The organism is Empedobacter sp. R750, assembly GCF_030324345.1.
Taxonomy (GTDB): Bacteria; Bacteroidota; Bacteroidia; order Flavobacteriales; family Weeksellaceae; genus Empedobacter; species Empedobacter falsenii_C.
In genome coordinates, this window is the sequence record NZ_JACAGF010000008.1 from 19,113 (window position 1) to 37,657 (window position 18,545).

At 33.1% G+C, this 18,545-nt stretch carries 18 protein-coding genes; 8 read left to right on the forward strand and 10 right to left on the reverse strand.

Annotation, left to right across the window (positions count from 1 at the left end):
• The 6 genes from HXZ74_RS09555 to HXZ74_RS09580 form a co-directional block, all read right to left on the reverse strand.
• Window positions 1-1,248 (reverse strand): DUF1015 domain-containing protein, encoded by a 1,248-nt coding sequence (locus tag HXZ74_RS09555; protein ID WP_280062715.1) that lies wholly within the window; start codon window positions 1,246-1,248, stop codon window positions 1-3.
• Window positions 1,249-1,281: 33 nt separating this feature from the next.
• Complete coding sequence (locus HXZ74_RS09560) at window positions 1,282-2,232, reverse strand: D-2-hydroxyacid dehydrogenase (RefSeq protein WP_180906157.1); 951 nt, start codon at window positions 2,230-2,232, stop codon at window positions 1,282-1,284.
• Between the two features lie 72 nt (window positions 2,233-2,304).
• A complete protein-coding gene (serC, locus tag HXZ74_RS09565; protein WP_286475051.1) occupies window positions 2,305-3,375 on the reverse strand; it encodes a 3-phosphoserine/phosphohydroxythreonine transaminase in 1,071 nt (356 codons plus the stop codon).
• A gap of 162 nt (window positions 3,376-3,537) precedes the next feature.
• Window positions 3,538-4,797: an aminotransferase class I/II-fold pyridoxal phosphate-dependent enzyme gene (locus tag HXZ74_RS09570; protein ID WP_286475053.1), complete on the reverse strand. Its 1,260-nt coding sequence runs from the start codon at window positions 4,795-4,797 to the stop codon at window positions 3,538-3,540.
• A gap of 93 nt (window positions 4,798-4,890) precedes the next feature.
• Window positions 4,891-5,928: a PLP-dependent cysteine synthase family protein gene (locus tag HXZ74_RS09575; protein WP_038336998.1), complete on the reverse strand. Its 1,038-nt coding sequence runs from the start codon at window positions 5,926-5,928 to the stop codon at window positions 4,891-4,893.
• Window positions 5,929-6,057: 129 nt separating this feature from the next.
• Window positions 6,058-7,212 carry a GlmU family protein gene (locus HXZ74_RS09580; RefSeq protein ID WP_286475056.1) on the reverse strand — a complete coding sequence of 385 codons (1,155 nt, stop codon included), beginning with the start codon at window positions 7,210-7,212 and terminating at the stop codon, window positions 6,058-6,060.
• 161 nt (window positions 7,213-7,373) lie between these two features.
• On the opposite strand from HXZ74_RS09580, the gene aroB reads away from it, so the two are divergent.
• The 5 genes from aroB (at window position 7,374) to HXZ74_RS09605 (ending at window position 11,432) form a co-directional block, all read left to right on the forward strand.
• Window positions 7,374-8,426 (forward strand): 3-dehydroquinate synthase, encoded by a 1,053-nt coding sequence (aroB, locus tag HXZ74_RS09585; protein WP_084106957.1) that lies wholly within the window; start codon window positions 7,374-7,376, stop codon window positions 8,424-8,426.
• On the forward strand, window positions 8,414-8,950 hold the full coding sequence (gene msrB, locus HXZ74_RS09590; RefSeq protein ID WP_435653708.1) for a peptide-methionine (R)-S-oxide reductase MsrB: 537 nt from the start codon (window positions 8,414-8,416) through the stop codon (window positions 8,948-8,950). Before aroB ends, msrB begins: the two co-directional genes overlap by 13 nt.
• A gap of 45 nt (window positions 8,951-8,995) precedes the next feature.
• A complete protein-coding gene (locus HXZ74_RS09595) occupies window positions 8,996-9,382 on the forward strand; it encodes a hypothetical protein (RefSeq protein ID WP_286475059.1) in 387 nt (128 codons plus the stop codon).
• Window positions 9,383-9,391: 9 nt separating this feature from the next.
• Window positions 9,392-10,726 carry an MATE family efflux transporter gene (locus HXZ74_RS09600; RefSeq protein ID WP_286475062.1) on the forward strand — a complete coding sequence of 445 codons (1,335 nt, stop codon included), beginning with the start codon at window positions 9,392-9,394 and terminating at the stop codon, window positions 10,724-10,726.
• Window positions 10,727-10,820: 94 nt separating this feature from the next.
• Entirely contained in the window at window positions 10,821-11,432 is a 612-nt protein-coding gene (locus HXZ74_RS09605; protein ID WP_286475065.1) for a hypothetical protein, read from the forward strand.
• 62 nt (window positions 11,433-11,494) lie between these two features.
• Here HXZ74_RS09605 and HXZ74_RS09610 read toward each other — a convergent pair whose 3' ends face one another.
• The 3 genes from HXZ74_RS09610 to HXZ74_RS09620 are packed head-to-tail and all read right to left on the reverse strand — an operon-like array spanning window position 11,495 to window position 14,143.
• A complete protein-coding gene (locus tag HXZ74_RS09610; protein WP_286475067.1) occupies window positions 11,495-12,184 on the reverse strand; it encodes an SDR family NAD(P)-dependent oxidoreductase in 690 nt (229 codons plus the stop codon).
• The gene (locus HXZ74_RS09615; RefSeq protein ID WP_286475069.1) at window positions 12,153-13,142 is read right to left on the reverse strand and encodes an ABC transporter ATP-binding protein; all 990 of its coding nucleotides are present in this window, start codon (window positions 13,140-13,142) and stop codon (window positions 12,153-12,155) included. The genes HXZ74_RS09610 and HXZ74_RS09615 overlap by 32 nt, the downstream gene beginning before the upstream one ends.
• Window positions 13,139-14,143: a FecCD family ABC transporter permease gene (locus tag HXZ74_RS09620; protein ID WP_038334110.1), complete on the reverse strand. Its 1,005-nt coding sequence runs from the start codon at window positions 14,141-14,143 to the stop codon at window positions 13,139-13,141. Before HXZ74_RS09620 ends, HXZ74_RS09615 begins: the two co-directional genes overlap by 4 nt.
• 85 nt (window positions 14,144-14,228) lie before the next feature.
• Here HXZ74_RS09620 and HXZ74_RS09625 point away from each other — a divergent pair, with 85 nt between their 5' ends.
• From HXZ74_RS09625 to HXZ74_RS09635, 3 genes are read left to right on the forward strand one after another with little or no spacing between them, the layout of a single operon-like run.
• Window positions 14,229-14,591, forward strand: coding sequence for a hypothetical protein (locus HXZ74_RS09625; RefSeq protein WP_038334109.1), 363 nt, complete (start codon window positions 14,229-14,231; stop codon window positions 14,589-14,591).
• 51 nt (window positions 14,592-14,642) lie between these two features.
• On the forward strand, window positions 14,643-15,617 hold the full coding sequence (locus HXZ74_RS09630; protein ID WP_286475071.1) for a TQO small subunit DoxD: 975 nt from the start codon (window positions 14,643-14,645) through the stop codon (window positions 15,615-15,617).
• Between the two features lie 2 nt (window positions 15,618-15,619).
• Window positions 15,620-16,198, forward strand: a complete 579-nt coding sequence (locus HXZ74_RS09635; protein ID WP_280035899.1) for a TlpA family protein disulfide reductase — start codon at window positions 15,620-15,622, stop codon at window positions 16,196-16,198.
• Window positions 16,199-16,274: 76 nt separating this feature from the next.
• On the opposite strand, the gene HXZ74_RS09640 is transcribed toward HXZ74_RS09635, so the two are convergent.
• Complete coding sequence (locus tag HXZ74_RS09640) at window positions 16,275-18,539, reverse strand: multicopper oxidase domain-containing protein (protein ID WP_286475074.1); 2,265 nt, start codon at window positions 18,537-18,539, stop codon at window positions 16,275-16,277.
• Window positions 18,540-18,545: the final 6 nt, after the last annotated feature.

Here is an 18,545-nt window from a genome sequence, read left to right on the forward strand (position 1 = left end):
TTATTCTTTCAAATCAAATACAGCAAAACCGCTTAAAGGTTTTGGTTCGATATATGTACTTTTTGGAGGCATTTTAAGCCCTAAATCTGCAATCAATTGCAAATCCTTCACATCCACTGGATAGAAAGCAAAAGCTGCAATATAATCGTGATGATCAACCTTGTTTTTAAGTGCTTCCACTCCTTCTCTATTACGCGTTCCACATTCGTAATGAACACGTTTATCCTTTTTAGAATCTTGAATATTAAGAATTGGTTTCATCACATTTTCTTCAAAAATATAAGTATCCAACTCACTTAATCCTTCGGTTGTCAATAAGTTGTTTTTGACATATAAACTATAAAATTGACCATCTAAATACATCACAATATGATGTTTTTTGGTTGGCACAACTAATTCATCACCTTTCGGAATAATTTCAAAATCAACTTCTAAAGCAGTTAAAAACGCTTCTGGAGTTAAGCCGTTTAAATCTTTAATTAATCGATTATAATCATTGATAATCAAATCTTCATTCGAAACTAAAAGTGCCAACGTATAATTAAACGCTTCATCACCATAGACTTCATCTTTTGAATTTTCGACTGCAAATTTTGTATATCGCTCCGAACTTTCCATACGATGATGTCCATCTGCAATATACAATTCGTCCAATTTCTCGATTGAATCTTTTAATTGTTTTAAATTCAAACGATTATCAACTCTCCACAACAAATGTTGTGTTCCGTTTGACTCTTCAATTTTCAGAATTGGCTTGCGTTTCATTTCTGTATCAATCAACAAATCAACGCGTTGAGCAGGTTTATAAGTCAACAAAACAGGCTCCGCATGAAAGTGAGATTCTTTCAAATAATCGGCAAATAATTCCACACGACGCTCCAATGTTTCTTCGTGCTTTTTAATTTTATTTTGACGATAATCATCAATATTCACCAAGCCCAAAAGTCCTTTTGTTTCACGCCCATCAGGCTGTATCACTTGATAAATATAAAAAGAAGACTTGTCTTGTGTTAATATTTTTTTCGAAATGAAATCTTCAAAATTCTCGCGAACTTTTCTGAATTTCTCTTTCGGATCTTGAATCGTTTCGTCCCAAGTTGGTAAAATAATATGCAAAAAAGAGTTTTCTCTGTTATTGATATAATAGTCCAATTCTTCTTTCGAATATTGATTAACGGCAAGCGTCACAAATTCTTGAGAAGTTTCTTCTGTAGGTCGAATTCCTTTGAATGGTTTAAATTGAGGCATTTTGAATAGTTTTAGATAGAATGAAACTCAAAATTATTTTCCGTAAATCTCAACGATTTGCGAAGCTAATTCAGTTCCAATTCTGTCCTGTGCTTCATTCGTAGAACCTGCAATATGAGGAGATAACGACAAAGATTCGTTCATCAACAAGCCCATTTCTGGTGTTGGCTCATTCTCGAAAACATCTAATGCCGCACCTGCAACTTTACCATCTTCGATCGCATCAACCAACGCTTTTTCATCAACAACTCCTCCACGAGCAGTGTTAATTACAATCACGCCATCTTTCATTTTAGCAAATTCTTTCTCACCCAAAATGTATCCATCTTGTGCTGGAACATGCAACGAAATAAAATCTGCTTTCGTAATTACTTCATCAAAATCAACAGAAGTGATGGTAAACGTTAATTTTTGACCATCAAAAAATTCTAATTCGATGTCACGTGTTGCTGGGAATTTATCATATACTAAAATATTCATTCCTAAACCAATCGCTTCACGAATTACTTCTACACCGATACGACCAAAACCGATCACACCCATTGTTTTCCCTCTCAATTCGATTGCTTTTGCGTACGCTTTTTTCAATCCATTGAAGTTAGAATCTCCTTCTAAAGGCATATTACGATTGGCTTGGTGCAAATTACGAACGATAGAAAACAAATGCGCAATCACAAATTCTGCTACTGATTGAGAAGAAGATGCTGGCGTATTAATGACTTGAATTCCTTTTTCGCGTGCATAAGCAACATCGATATTGTCCATACCAACTCCTCCACGACCAATAATTTTAAGATTTGTCGCATCAATTAATGGTTGACGAACTTTAGTCGCAGAACGTACTAAAAGTACTTCGATTCCGTTTTCGTTGATATAATTTTCTAATTGTTCTTGTGCTACGTGAGCAGTTATTACTTCGAAACCTTTTGCTTCTAAAGCTTCTATTCCTGCCTTAGAAATTCCGTCGTTTGCTAATATTTTCATGTTATTATTGTAAAATGTAAATTGTAAAAAGTATTAAGTCTACATTGTACATAGTACTTAATACAAAAAGATTTATCCAAATTTTTGTTCAAATTGTTTCATAACTTCTACCAAAACTTGAACAGATTCTAATGGTAAAGCGTTGTACATTGACGCACGGTATCCACCAACATCGCGGTGACCAGCTAAAGAAACAACTCCAGCTTCTTTTAACATTGCATCAAAATCAGCTTTGAAATCTTCGTTATTTAAAACAAAAGTGGCATTCATTTGAGAACGGTCTTCTGTTGCAGCAGTTCCTGTAAATAATCCGTTACGATCAATTTCAGCATACATTGCATCTGCTTTTGCAGTATTAATTTTTGCAATCGCTTCTACTCCACCTTGCTCTTTTAACCATTGTAAATTTAACATGACACCATAAATTGCAATTACTGGCCACGTGTTAAACGATGATTCTTTTTTGATATGTGTTTCGTAGTTTAAATAATCAGGAATATTACGTCCTGTTTTACCTAATAAATCTTTTTGAACGATTGCGACAGCAGAACCCGCAGGTCCCATATTTTTTTGAGCTCCAGCATAGATTACTCCGAATTTAGAAACATCAATTGTGCGAGATAAAATATCCGAAGACATATCGCAAACCATTGGAACTGGAGAATTTGGAAACTCTTTCATTTGTGTTCCAAAAATAGTATTATTTGATGTGCAGTGGAAATAATCTACATCTGAAGGAACAGTATATCCTTTCGGAATATAATTATAATTTTGTTCTTTTGAAGAAGCTATAACTTCAATTTCTCCGAAACGCTTCGCTTCTTTGATAGCATTTTCTGCCCATTTTCCTGTTTGTGTATAAGCTGCTTTTCCACCTTCTTTCAATAAATTGTAAGCTACAGTAGGAAATTGCAATGAAGCTCCGCCTTGCATAAAAACTACGTCATGCGTTTCTGGAACATTCATCAATTCTTTTACCAACGCTCTTGCTGTATCAATCACTTCTACCGCATCTTTGCGACGGTGAGAAATTTCTAAGATTGATGTTCCTGAATTGTTGAAATCTAAACAAGCTTGAGCCATTTTGTCGAAAACAACTTGTGGTAAAATGCATGGTCCTGCACTAAAATTGTGAATTTTCATAATTAAAATTGTTGTGTGTTTGTGTGTTTAATTTGTAAACAAATATAGTAAATCAAATGGTGTAATCGGTGATAATGAACGTTACTTTTGAACAGAATACAAACAAAAAACCCTAAACTTATTCAGTTTAGGGTTTTTCTATTATTTGATTGAATATTTATTTTAGTATTGAACAAAATCAACATTCAATTCTTCTGCTTTGCGTTTGTAATATCCGTCAGCTAATTTATCTTTAATCTCAGCAAATGAGTTTAACGTATATTCGATGTGCTCGTCTTCGTGAGCAGCAGTTGGGATAATACGGAAAATAATCATTCCTTTTGGAATAACTGGATAAACTACTACAGAAACGAAAATACCATATTCTTCGCGCATTTCTTTGGCTAATACAGTCGCTTCGATAGGAGAACCATTCAATACGATTGGTGTAACACACGTATCAGATCCACCGATATCGAATCCACGATCTTGTAATCCTTTCTGAATTTTTTCTACATTGTGCCATAACTTATCTTTAAGCTCAGGATGAGAACGTAACAATTCAAGACGTTTTAAACCTCCGATTACCATTGGCATTGTCAATGATTTAGCGAAAATTTGAGAACGTAAGTTATATTTTAAAATACGGATAATATCTTTGTTACCAGCGATAAATGCTCCGAAACCTGCCATAGATTTTGCGAAAGTTGAGAAATAGATATCAATTGCATCTTGACAACCTTGCTCCTCTCCAGCTCCAGCTCCTGTTTTTCCTAAAGTACCAAAACCGTGTGCATCGTCTACTAATAAACGGAATTTGTATTCGTCTTTGTAAGCTGCAATCTCTTTCAAGATTCCTTGTTTACCTGTCATTCCGAAAACACCTTCTGTAATCACTAAAATTCCACCGCCTTGTTTATCAGCTAATTTACGTGCACGGATAATTGTTTTTTCGAAACTCTCAATATTATTGTGTTGATAAATAAAACGTTTTCCAAAATGTAAACGAACACCATCAACAATACAAGCATGACATTCAGCATCATAAACGATTACATCATTTTTAGATACTAAAGCATCAATTGTAGATACCATACCTTGGTACCCGAAATTCATTAAATAAGCAGATTCTTTTTGAACGAAATCAGCTAATTCTTGCTCTAATTGAGCGTGATAATCTGTTTGACCAGACATTGCACGAGCTCCCATTGGGTAAGCCATACCATATTGTGCCGCAGCATCAGCGTCCGCTTTGCGAACTTCTGGGTGATTAGCTAAACCTAAGTAGTTATTGATTGACCAAGTAATTACTTTTTTACCTTGGAATTCCATTACTGGTCCAATTTCTCCTTTTAACTGTGGAAAAACATAATAACCTTCACCATAATCAGCGAATTGACCTAATGGTCCAGGGTTTTGTTTTAAACGTTCAAAAATGTCCATTTTATTATAGTTTAATTTTTTATTAATTGAAAAAAAGTAGAAAGTGAACGAACACTACCTACTTTAAATATTTAATTTTTACAAATATACGTATTATTTGATTCTTTCGACTGTTGCGCGAGCTTCTAAACCATTGAGTCTGCTATTTGTAAAGCCTTGCTCTGCCATCCAATCATCACTAAAGACTTTTGTCATATAACGTGATCCATGGTCTGGATACAAAATTACAACTAAAGAATTTTCGTCAAATTCTCCAGCTTCAGCCAATTGTTTATATGCTTGTGTTGCAGCACCAGAAGTATATCCTGCCATAATTCCTTCTTTCAAAGCAATTTCTCTTGTACGATAAGCAGCTTCTTCGTCCGTCACTTTGATAAAAGAATCAACCATTTCAAAATCTAAAGCTCCAGGTACTAAATTTTTCCCCATTCCTTCGATTCTGTAAGGATAGATATCATTTTGATCAATTTTTCCAGTTTCGTGATAACCTTTCAAGATTGATCCATAAGCATCAACTCCGATGATTTTCACATCTGGGTTTTGCTCTTTTATATAACGTGCACTACCTGTCAAAGTTCCTCCTGTACCTGTACAACCGATTAGGTGAGTAATTTTACCCTCTGTTTGATTCCAGATTTCAGGACCTGTTGTTAAATAGTGAGCTTCTGTATTCCCTTGATTAAAATATTGATTAATATAAAGAGAATTTGGCGTTTCCGCAGCAATACGTTTTGCTACTTCGTAATATGATCTTGGATCATCAGCAGGTACGTTAGCAGGGCACAAAAATACTTTTGCTCCCATCGCTTTCAAGAATGAAATCTTTTCTGCCTTTGTTTTATCCGATACCGCTAAGATACATTTGTATCCTTTTACGATAGCCACCATAGCTACAGCAAATCCAGTGTTACCCGAAGTTGTTTCTACAATCGTAGCACCAGGTTTTAATAGACCATTTTTTTCAGCCTCTTCTATAATATGTAAAGCTATTCTGTCTTTTGTTGAATGTCCAGGATTGTAACATTCTAACTTTGCATAAACTTCGCCTGGAATGTCTTGGTTAATTCTGTTTAATTGAACTAATGGAGTATCTCCAATTAACTCTAAAACGTTTTTATATTTACCAGTCATTTCACAAATATTCTTTTCTAACAAAAAGCAAAATTAAGGATTTTTTAATTAATTGTTAAAAGATTAACACGTAAAATTAATCATATTACAATTTTAACCTAAAATTCTTATTATTTACTCGTTATTAAATTAGTTATTATTTAAATTAAAAATATGTTCTAAAATTCTTTTATCAGCAGGTGTAAAAGCAATTTTTCTTCTTTCCATCATTTTTTCTGCAGCTTCACAAGCTTTATCAAAATTAAAAACAGGAGCGTCTGATTGTCCACCCCAACTATAATGTTTAATCATATTTGGTGGAAAACCTGATTGAAAAACGTTCGCACAAACTCCAACAACTGTACCAGTATTAAATTGTGTATTGATTGCAGATTTAGCATAATCGCCCATTATTAAACCACAAAATTGCAAACCTGTTTTTACAAATCTTTTTTGGTTATAACTCCATAACTTTACTTCTGCATAATTATTTTTCAAGTTTGAGTTATTTGTATCCGCGCCTAAATTGCACCATTCTCCAATTACAGAATTCCCTAAAAACCCATCATGTCCTTTATTTGAATATGCTATTAAGATTGAATTATTTAATTCACCACCAACTTTACAAAAAGGACCAATCGTACAACCAGCGTATATTTTTGCACCCATATTTATTTTTGCATGCTCGCATAAAGCTAATCCGCCACGAATCATAGAACCTTCCATAATTTCGGCATCTTTTCCAATATAAATTGGACCTTCTGATGCATTCAAAATAGAAAATTCAACTTTCGCACCTTCTTCAATAAATATTTTTTCGGGAGCTAAAACTTGGTTGGTTGCTGATATTGGTTGAGAAGTTCTTCCTTTTGTAACCAAATCAAAATCAAATTCAATTGCTTGAAAATTATATGTAAACATATCCCAAGAATGTTGTAGATGAATAACTTCATCTTCTAATTGGATAACGTCTGATGTGATTTTTGGAGTTTCTTCAGTTGATTTAACTGCTACAAGTTGATTGTCAAAAAGTAGGGTTTGGTTTGGTTTTAAATTCTTTATCGCTTCAATTAATTTTTCATTCGGAAAAAAAGTTGGGTTGATAAATGTATTTTCTGTTTGAAGTTTAGCAGGAAATTTTTCTTGCAAATAAGGTTTCGTTTGATAAGAAACCTCTGTATTTAGTATTTTTTCCCAACGTTCTGCAAAACTCAATATTCCCATTCTTAGGGCAGCTACAGGTCTTGTAAATGTTAGGGGCAAAAAATCTTCCCATTCTTCGCCATCAAAAAGAACTATGTTCATTGATCTATGAATTTGTGCAAATTTAAAAATAATTATTTTATAAGTCGATAATATCAATATAGATTCTATCGACAGCCCTCCTAAAATAAATCATTCAAAATATTTGGTTGATGTAAAAAGGTCGTCGTAATTTTAGGCACATTTTAAAAACATTTTTCATTTTGAAATCAGCTCCGATTCATTTTGGTTCAATCGCATATATATTAGACGATTACCTTGCAAATAACACTTTTTCTTCTATCTTCTTTTTGGTAGATGAGAACACTCATGTGCATTGTTTACCGCTATTATTAGCCGATTTGGACAATATTTCTGCTTACGAAATCCTTGAAATTGACTCTGGAGAAGAAAATAAAAACATCGATACCGTGACCAATCTTTGGTTAGCATTAAGCGAATTGGGTGCAGATCGTCATTCATTAGTTATCAATGTTGGTGGTGGAGTTTTAACGGATATGGGAGGTTTTATGGCTTCTACTTTCAAGCGTGGAATCAAATTTATTAACATTCCAACTACGTTATTATCGCAAGTCGATGCTTCTGCTGGCGGAAAAAATGGAATTGATTTAGAAGGAATGAAAAACATGATTGGGACATTTACACAGCCAGAAATGGTGTTAGTTGATCCTAAATTTTTGTTGACATTAGAACAACGTCAAGTAAAATCTGGTTTGGCAGAAATGTTGAAACATGGTTTAATCAAAAACCGTGATCATTGGGATAATTTGGTGCAATTACCTTCGCACGATGCCGAAGCTTTAGCACCTTTTATCATGGATTCTATTCATATCAAAGAAAATGTGGTTGACAATGATCCATATGAAAAAGGTGAACGCAAAATTTTAAATTTTGGTCATACAATTGGTCATGCTATCGAAAGTGAATCTTTAGAAACTGATTTTCCGCTTTTACATGGCGAAGCAATTGTAATCGGAATGATTATTGAAACGTTCCTTAGTTATGATCAAGAATTAATTTCTAAAGCTGATGTGGAAGAAGTTTGTGAAAGTTTTTCGTCAATGTATGCTTTAAATACAATTGATATGAAAATTTTTCCGAACTTAATGGAATGGATGAAACACGACAAAAAAAATCAAAACAATTCAATCAACTTTAGCTTGATCAACAAGATTGGAAATTGTCGTTATGATGTAGTTTGTACTGAAGAAGAAATCAGACAAGCTTTTGAAAAATATAATCAATGGATTGCCTAAAAAAATATACTTCTTTTTTTGTTGTTGGATTAATATTGAGCCTTATGGTTTCTTGTACATCTCAACACAAGAAAGAAGATGCTAAAGTAGAACAACCTTCAAACACTATTGCGATGAACGAAAAAACTCAATTCAAAATCAATAAATCAGATGAAGAATGGAAAAAAGAACTTTCTTCTGAAGAATATTATGTTTTAAGAGAAGCTGGAACAGAACGTCCTTTTACAGGAAAATTCAACATGCATTTCGAGAACGGAATTTATACGTGTAATGCGTGTGGAGAAGAATTGTTTTCTTCTTCTTCTAAGTTTGATGGACACTGTGGTTGGCCAAGTTTTGACAAAGAAATAAAAGAAGGTAAAATCGTAGAACGCGTAGACACTTCGCACGGAATGAAGAGAACAGAAATTCTTTGCGGAAATTGCGGAAGCCACTTGGGACACGTCTTTGATGACGGACCTACAGAAACTGGTTTACGTTATTGTGTGAATTCGCTTTCATTAGATTTCAAACCTGTTAAATAATATCAAAAGCTGTTTCGACAGCTTTTTTTAATGTAAAAATACTTTATGAAAATACTTCGTATTATTATCGTTCTTATCTTATTGTTATTAATTTATAACGGTATTTACAATTACAATTTAATGGTGAATATAAGAACAACCGATCGCCCAATTAATCCATTGCGCTACATCTTTTTCGGTTTTTATTTCTTTTTAATTCTTTTGAATTTGATTGAATATATTCGAGGAAAATTTACATACGGATCATTCAAAAAAGTAATTTATTATTTGATTTTCGCTGGATATTTAGCATGTATTTTCATGTTCAAATACAACGATTATCACATTCCGGGCTTACCACTTTTAGGTTATTTCACATTGGTCGGAACTACCTTATTTATGTTGAGTCAAATCATCAAAAACAAACCTCCGTACAAACGCATAAAAAAATAATTCTTCGAAATGAGTTTGGTTTCGGATAGAATTACGTTCAAACAAATTAATCAATTAGCGATTCCTGCGATTTTTTCGGGAATTGCCGAATCTCTTATTACCTTAACCGATATTGCTATGGTGGGTAATGTAAAAGAATATTCGGTTGAAGCACTTGCTGCGACTGGATTGGTTGGTTCCTTTCTTTCTGGAATTATTTGGATTGTTGCCCAAACCAAAACCTCTATTTCGTCTTTGGTTTCGCAAAGTTTTGGTGCAAATAAATTGGATAGTCTCAAAACTTTAGTTCCGCAAGCGTTGTATTTCAATCTATTTTTGAGTTTACTTATTTTTGTCCCAACGTATTTTTTTGCACAAAATCTGTTCGAATTGTACAATGCAAAAGATTTGGTTCTTCAATTTTCAGTAGATTATTACAAAATCAGAGCATTTGGTTTTCCATTAACACTTATTTCGCTCACTCTTTTTGGAGCATTTAGAGGAATGCAAAACACCGTTTGGGCAATGAAATGTAGTTTAACTGCTGCATTTGTTCATGTCTTTTTAGACTATATTCTAATCTTTGGAGTAAATGGGATAATTCCTGCTTATCATATCAAAGGCGCTGCTTATTCAAGTTTGATTGCACAATTGATTATGGTAATTATGGCGTTTTACTACTATTTCACGAAAACTTCATTTGGATTAAATCCAGGAAAAAACATTCATCCTCTTTTTAAGAAATATGTCAGTTTAAGTTTCAATTTTATTTTGCGAACTGCTTCGTTGAATGTTGCATTTTTTCTTGCCAATTCTTATGCCACCGATTATGGAAAAGATTATATCGCTGCGCAAAGTATTTTGATGAATATTTGGTTGTTCTTTTCATTTTTTATCGATGGATATGCTGGCGCTGGAAATGCAATGGCAGGACGATTACAAGGCGAACGAAATTATTCTAAACTTTGGATTTTAAGCAAAGATATTTCTAAATATTCTGTTTTAATTGCATGTATTTTAATTGCTATTTGTTTCATTTTTTATAATCAAATTGGGCAAATTTTCAATCAAGATCCAAATGTTTTGACCATTTTCAATTCTGTATTTTGGATGGTTTTATTAATGCAACCAATCAACACATTGGCTTATATTTTTGATGGTTTTTTCAAAGGAATGGGCGATGCAAAACTCTTGCGAAACAACTTAATTGTCGCAACATTTCTTGGTTTTCTACCAACCATTTATCTTACCGATTATATTGGATTAAACATTTATGGAATTTGGATTGCATTCGGAATTTGGATGTTTTTACGCAGTTTTCCATTAATGTATATTTTTAGAAAACGAGTTTTTGAATCGAATTAGATTTATTATTCAAGCACTTCAATCTGATTTTTTATATAAATGCAACATTTATTTAATTTTTGCGTCATTATAGTATATCATTAAAACTATAAAAATGAAGCAATTATTAAAATTTATTTTCTCTTTATTCTTAATTTCAAATTTTGCTTTCAGTCAAAATACAATAAAAATGACGTATAAATATGGAAGCGACAATGGTGAGATTCAAGATATCATTGATTTTGAAAATATTTATATCGAAACTTTAAATTTTGAAGGAGATTTACTAAACGGAAAGAATTATCAAATTAATCTTGAAGAGTATAAAAATGGAAAATTAACTACTAAAAAGTTACTTTTTGACTCTTCAGAATCTGATTATTTCAAGCTTAATTCAAACTCATTATCATTAAAATTCTTTTTCAAAATGAGTGATGGAAAACTTAAAACATACATTAGGAGTAATCTTTTTGGAACAAAAAAATCATATTTCAATCTTATGAATGATTCAGATAAATATGCTTTAAAAGATTTTTTTGGAGAGAAAAAAGAAGTAACAATCAATCCAAATAAGAAAAATGCAGTATTTGCTATTCTCACTCCTACAATTCATCCAGATGGTTCAGGTTCATATTGTGAAGTTGCTCAATCAGATATTGCACCAGAAAAATTGGGCGAACATTTCAAAATTCCACATTATTTTTTAGTTACAATCAATTTTAAATAACATCAAAAAATCCAACTTTTCACAAAGTTGGATTTTATTATTTGATCTAAATTCTATTTTTCCTAAGGCGTAGAAATAGAAGCTTGTTGAATTTTTCCGTTAAAATATTTCCAACCATTCAATCCAAAATCGACCAAATATTCGGCCATTTCATCTGGTTGCAAAGGCGCAATATATCCCGGAAAAGCTTCCTCTAACATCTCTGTTTGTACAGCTCCCAACGCTACTGCATTTATTCTTGGTCCATGATCTTTCAATTCCTCCGCTAACAATTCAGTCAAATTAACCGTTGCCGATTTTGAAGACGAATAAACAGACAAACCTGGAAATTTCACCGAACCTTGCACAGCTCCCATTGTCGAAATATTAACTACATGAGAAGATGTATCAAATTTTGGCATCAAAACTTGTATCAAGCGATATGGCGCCATAAAATTAATCTGCCAAGAAGTTAACAAATCCTCTTGTTGCATTTCTATGAATGGTTTGTTGATACAAACTCCCGCATTATTGTACAAAACATCTACTTTATTCCAAGATTCCACAGCTTTCAAAACATCTGAAATCTCATCAAAATTAGCCAAATCAACACCGATAAACTGATATTGATTTTCTTTTGCAAAAGCTGTTAATTCCTTCAATTTATCTACATTTCGAGAGACTGTCAACACTCGATTTCCTAATTCCAAATGTTGTTTTGCCAATTCAAAACCAATTCCTCTACTCGCTCCCGTTACAATTATATTTTTCATAATGTTGTACAAAATTTACAATTTCTTCTATCGTTTCAAACTTTATTCCTTCAAAGATGATGTTATTTTCTGTGATTTCAATATGATTTTCCGCATTATTTTCAACAGAAATTCCATTTCGAATTAAGGCATTTTTTACCCAAAAAGCCAATTCCGAATTTCCTTTTACACCAATCGTTTTAGAAAATGATTTTTGTGTTGAAAAACGATTATTTTTCTCATCATACGTTAAATTTTGATTGGATAATTTCTGAATAATTTGATGCTCAAAAGCCATTTGTTCTGGAATATTTTCGAAAAGATTTCCATTTTCAATCCACCAAATTTTATCCGCTTTTTCCAATGCAAAATCAACTTCGTGCGTAATCATCAAAAATGATTTATTCGTTTTCAATTTTAACGCATTCAGCAAATTGAAAATACGATATTGATTCGCTAAATCTAAATTAGAAGTTGGCTCGTCCAAAATCACCAATTTCGCATCTTGACACAACGCACGTGCAATCATCACCAATTGCAATTGACCTTCGCTAATTTCATTCGCAAATTGATTGGCTAAATTCGAAATCCCTACCAATTCTAAAACCTCATCAATTAAATTTTGTTCCTCCTCAGAAATCTTTCTCAAAACCTTGTGATAAGGCAAACGTCCCATCGCAACCAATTCCGAAACTTTAATTTTTGGAACAATCGACAAACGTGGTAACACGACTGCAATTTGCTGTGCAATTTCTTGAGAAGATAATTTTTTGATCGAATTATTTTCTAAATAAATTTCTCCATTCAGTGTTTTCTGAAAACCTAAAATCGAATTAATCAATGTTGATTTCCCTGCACCATTTTTACCTAAAACAGCAATCAATTCATTCGAATTTATACTCGCATTTATAGCTGAAACAATTTCTTTTGAACCATATCCAACTGAAACATTTTCTAATTTCAAAACGATATTTTTCATCGCACTTCGTTTTTATTATTCAACAAAATACTAATGACAATTGGCGCTCCAAATAACGCTGTAATGATATTAATCGGCAACGTTCCGAACGGAAAAACTTCTGTTAAAATTGAAAATAATAACATAAAAAATATTCCTGAAACAAAAATCCATCGGTATAAAATTTTCATATCACCTGTTCGTAACAATGTTCTGCAAATATGTGGCACAGCCAATCCAATAAAACTAATTGGACCTGCGAAAGCCGTTGCTGATGCCGTTAATAATGCTGTTGAAATTAAAATTGTAAAACGTAATTTTTTGATATTAATTCCTAATGATTGTGCATATTTTTCCCCTAATAATAAGGCTGTAATTCCTCGTAAAGTAAATAATGAAACAATTATTCCACTCAAAACAAATAAACCAAAAACGCCTAATTGTTCCCACGATAATCCGCTCAACGAACCGAATCCCCAAACTAAATACGCTTTGATTTTATCGGAAGGAGCAAAATATTGCATCATGCCAATTAATGCGCCCGCTAAACCAGCAATCATAAATCCGATAATCACCAAAGATGCTGATGATTTAACACGAAATGATAACGAAATCACTAATAATAAGGCGACAATTGCGCCTAAAAATGAAGCAATAATAGTAATCCAAGGATTATTGAGAAATTCTTCTAAACCAATCATCGAAAAAAGAAAAATCACAATCGCAACGCCTAAACTTGCCATCGAAGTTATTCCTAAAACAGAAGGTTCTGCCAACGGATTCTTGAATAATTCTTGCATCAAAAAACCTGAAATTGGCAACGAAATACCAACCAATAAAGCAGTTAATGATTTTGGTAAACGAAAATTGAGCACAAGATTATGCAACATTTCGTCTGAATGACCAGAAAATACATTAAAAATTTCAGTGAAAGAAATCGAGACTTTTCCAACGCTTAAACTCAAAACGAAAAGTAAAAATGTTAGAATTATTAAAACAAAAAATAGTGGTTTTTCTTTCATCAAGACAAAGATAGAAATTCTAATAATTTCTTAAAGTTTAATTGTGAATTGGTTTTTATTGAAAATTAATGATTAGTTTCGTTTCATGAATTTTAGAAGTTTCATTTTAATTATCTCTTCGATTTTTGTGCTACTTACGCCATGTAGCATCAAAGCTTCTATTCATACGATTTTGGACGTAGAAAATGTTCATCAAACAAAAACTTCTCAAGTCAAAATCAATCAAAATCATTCGAATTCGTGTACGGTAATTAAGTTTGAAACGATTAAAAAATCGACAAAAAATCTTGATGTTCCGAATTTTGATTTACCAGATTCATCTATTCATTTCATTGGGTTAGCACGTTCTTCATTAATTGAAGAAGATATTGATTCGAATGAAATTCAATCACCAAAAATACCTTTTTATCTGTTGTATAAGCAATTGAAATACTCGTTGATGTCTTAATTTTCCTTAATTAATTTAGACAACAATATTCAATCACTTATATAAAAATTCATGCAAAATAAATCTGTTTTATCAATGGGTAATGCTGTATTGGCGTTACGTTTAGTCATTGGTTGGACGTACTTTTCTGCCTTTTGGAGGCGTTTAATTTTAGAAAATAAACTCGATCCAGAAGCTACGGGTTATATTGGCGAAAAATTCAATCATTTTTTACCAAATGCCCTTTTCATCAAACCACTTATTCAATATTTAGTCGAAAATCCTGAAGCGTTGCTTTGGAACATGTGGATCTTCACCATCGTAGAAGGCGTTGTTGGCTTACTCTTAATGCTTGGTTACAAAACACGAATCATGAGTATTGCCGTTTTCTTTTTGGCAATGGGAATTTTACTTGGTTCGGGCTGGATTGGTACAACTTGTTTGGACGAATGGCAAATTGGCGTTTTAGGATTAGCTGGAGGTTTTACGCTATTTCAGGCTGGTTCAGGAAAAATTTCGTTGGATTATTTCTTCAATAAAAACCAATTTATTCAACAAGAAAATAATTGGAATTCGATTTCATTCCAAAAATATAGACCTTATTTTATAGGTTTTAGTTTTTTTATTTTATTCGTTACTTTGTTTACAAATCAGGTTTTTCATGGTGGAGTTTACGGAACTTTGCACAATAAATCTGTCAAACCAAAAGTAGAAATCTCAAATTTAAAACAACATCAAAACAAGGTTTCATTTGATGTAATGCGAATAGAAGGCGCGGATGTTTATGGCTCTTTTTTGATTCAAATCGATTTTCATAATCATCAAAATGAAATAATTGAAAGTTTGGATATGAAAGAGTTATCAAATTTGGACAAACAACAAATTTCGAATTATTATGTAGCAAAAGTTACACCGCACAAACACAGTTTGGTGTTACCTTTGGGTGCGAAAGCAAATCTGAATTTTGATATTTCAGACAAAATTCACAAAGTAGTTTTAACCGATATAAGCGGATTACAATGGGAACAAACAATAACAAATTTATAGCAATGTTAAAAAGAAATTATTCAACAATTATCATAGGAGCGCTGGCTTTGGTCTTACTTTTTGTGCCAGAAGCAAAAGCAATGATGCAACAAGGTTTAATGAAATTAGGCTTATTTGAACCGAAATTAGAAAAAGTTGAACCAACAACTCAACCAAAATCTGAAGCGAATTATACATTCGAAATGGTGTATGCTGATGGAAAAGCAATCAACATGGAAGATTTGAAAGGTAAAGTTGTTTTCATGAATTTTTGGGCTACTTGGTGTCCTCCTTGTATTGCGGAAATGCCATCAATTCAAAAATTGTATGACAAAGTAAAAGATGACAAAGACATCGTTATTTTGACGGTTGAAGTGGAAGGAAAACGTGATAAAGTGGCAAAATTTATGGAACGTAAAAAATTATCGTTGCCTGTAGTTTACCCAAATTCATCTATTCCAACTGAGTTTTTTAACGGTTCTTTACCAACAACTGTTATTTTAGACAAGAAAGGAAATATTGCACATACAACAATGGGAATGGCGGATTATTCTGGACAAGATATTGTTGATTTCTTGAATGAATTGAAAGCAATGAATTAATCTTTTAAGAATTATAAAAACATAAAAAAGCTTCGAGAAAATTCTCGAAGCTTTTTGTTTTGTACTATTTATATTTCTAATAAACTAATCGCAATCCTACGCCAAACCCCATATCGCTATCGTAATGAGTTCTGATGTGCATGTTTTTGTTTAAGATATAACTCAACTCACCCATATATTCTTTATCGGTATTCCACATAAAACCTGCACGAACTCGTTTCGAGATTGGAATATCTTCGCGCATGAATTGTAAACGCACTTTTCCTGTGTGATAAATTTCGGTCTGGAAATCAATCAACATTGGTAACTTATACACAAAACCTGTACTGAATAAACCTTTGTTACGATCGGTTTTTTGACCAAAAATATTCTTCTCTACATTTCCGTGTTCTGCTAACATTTTGTGTTGATTCCAATCAAATCCTACAAAAACCTGAAACCATTGATTTCGATCTATAAAACGTCCCAAATGTGTTTCAACCTCGTAACCGTGTTCTGGTTTGTAACCTATACTCCATTCCGAAGTCAATGCCCAACGTGCATCTTGCACCATCAACATACCATCTAACCCATTTGTTGCAAAATCATTTTCTGCCATTACATGCTTCATATTACTTTCCATTTGTAACATTTTATACGCATGTTTTTTGTTTGGTAAATTCGGATTTTGATAATCTCCAACTTCAAAAACGCGGTTCATTCCGCCCATCATGTGATACAAAATATGGCAATGAAAAAACCAATCACCTTCTGTATTTGCCTGAAATTCGATGACATTTGTTTCCATCGGCATAATATCCAACACATTTTTCAACGGAGAATATTCACCATTTTTGTTGATGACACGAAAATCAAAACCATGTAAATGCATCGGATGACGCATCATCGAATTGTTGTATAAAGTAATACGCAGAATTTCACCTTTTTTGACTGGAATTTTATCCGATTCTGAAAATACTTTGTTATCCATACTCCATACATAACGACTCATATTTCCCGTTAATTCAAAACGTAATTCTTTTACAGGAGCATCTTTCGGAAGTGTTGTATTTTCAGGTGATTTTAGCATTCCATAATTCAATGTTGTGATATTTGATGATAAATTTTCATGCGAAGAATGATCCATTTCTCCCATTTCCGAATGATTCATTTCTTGATGATTTTCTGCCGAATCTTTCTTTGATTTTTTGGATCTCTTTTTCGAATCGCCAGAAATTTCGGGATACATCACGGTATTCATGTCCATTTGCTGCAAGCTCATTTTCATGCCCATATCGTTCATTGTTCCGTCCATATTCATCATGTCGTTCATCATTTTCATTCCTTCAAAATACTTCAATTTCGGAAGTGGTTCCATCAATTGTTTCTTTCCATCACCAATGAACAACGAAGCCGAACCCGTTCTATCTTCAGAAGTTGCTTGAAATTCGTACGATAAACCACCTTCAGGAACTGTAACTACCACATCATAGGTTTCAGAAACACCGATAATCAAACGATCAACCTCTAAAGGTTCTACATCATTTCCATCATTTGCTACAACCGTGATTTTTCCGCCCGCATAACGCAACCAAAAATAAGTCGACGCACCACCGTTCGAAATTCGTAAACGAACTTTATCACCAGCTTTGAATTGTTTCAGTTGACTTTCATTCGCTGCATTTATCAAGAATTTTTCGTAATAAACATCGCTCACATCCATTGCCAACATACGTTTCCATTCGTTGGTCAATTTTGTTTTGAAATGCCCTTCTCGAATTGCTTCAGCATAACTTTGCGTTGAACCTTTTTTGATTCCCGCCCAATCGTTTGCATTATGCAACATTCGCTGAATATTTTTTGGATTAAGATCTGTCCATTCACTCAACATTACAGGAATTGTAGGTAAATCATCAATTCCTTTTCGGAAAGTGGGATCATTTTCGCGTTTCTTCAAAATCATCGAACCGTACATCCCAATTTGTTCTTGATACCCCGAATGACTGTGGTACCAATGCGTTCCGTTCTGAATAATCGGAAATGAATACGTGTACGTTTCGCCAGGTTTGATTCCCATTTGTGTCAACATCGGAACCCCATCTTCTTTATTTGGCAACCACACGCCGTGCCAATGCAACGAAGTATCTTCGTTCAATTTATTATGTACACGAATGACAGCCGTATCACCTTCCGTAAACTCCAAAGTTGGCATAGGAATTTGACCATTTACCGAAATCGCTCTTTTCTCTTTTCCTAAAAAATTAACAATGGTATCACGTACATATAAATCGTATTCCACACGTTTTTGTGCTTGTAAAGCAATCACCGACGGAATAAAAAGTAAACAAAGTAATTTCCTCATGTGAAT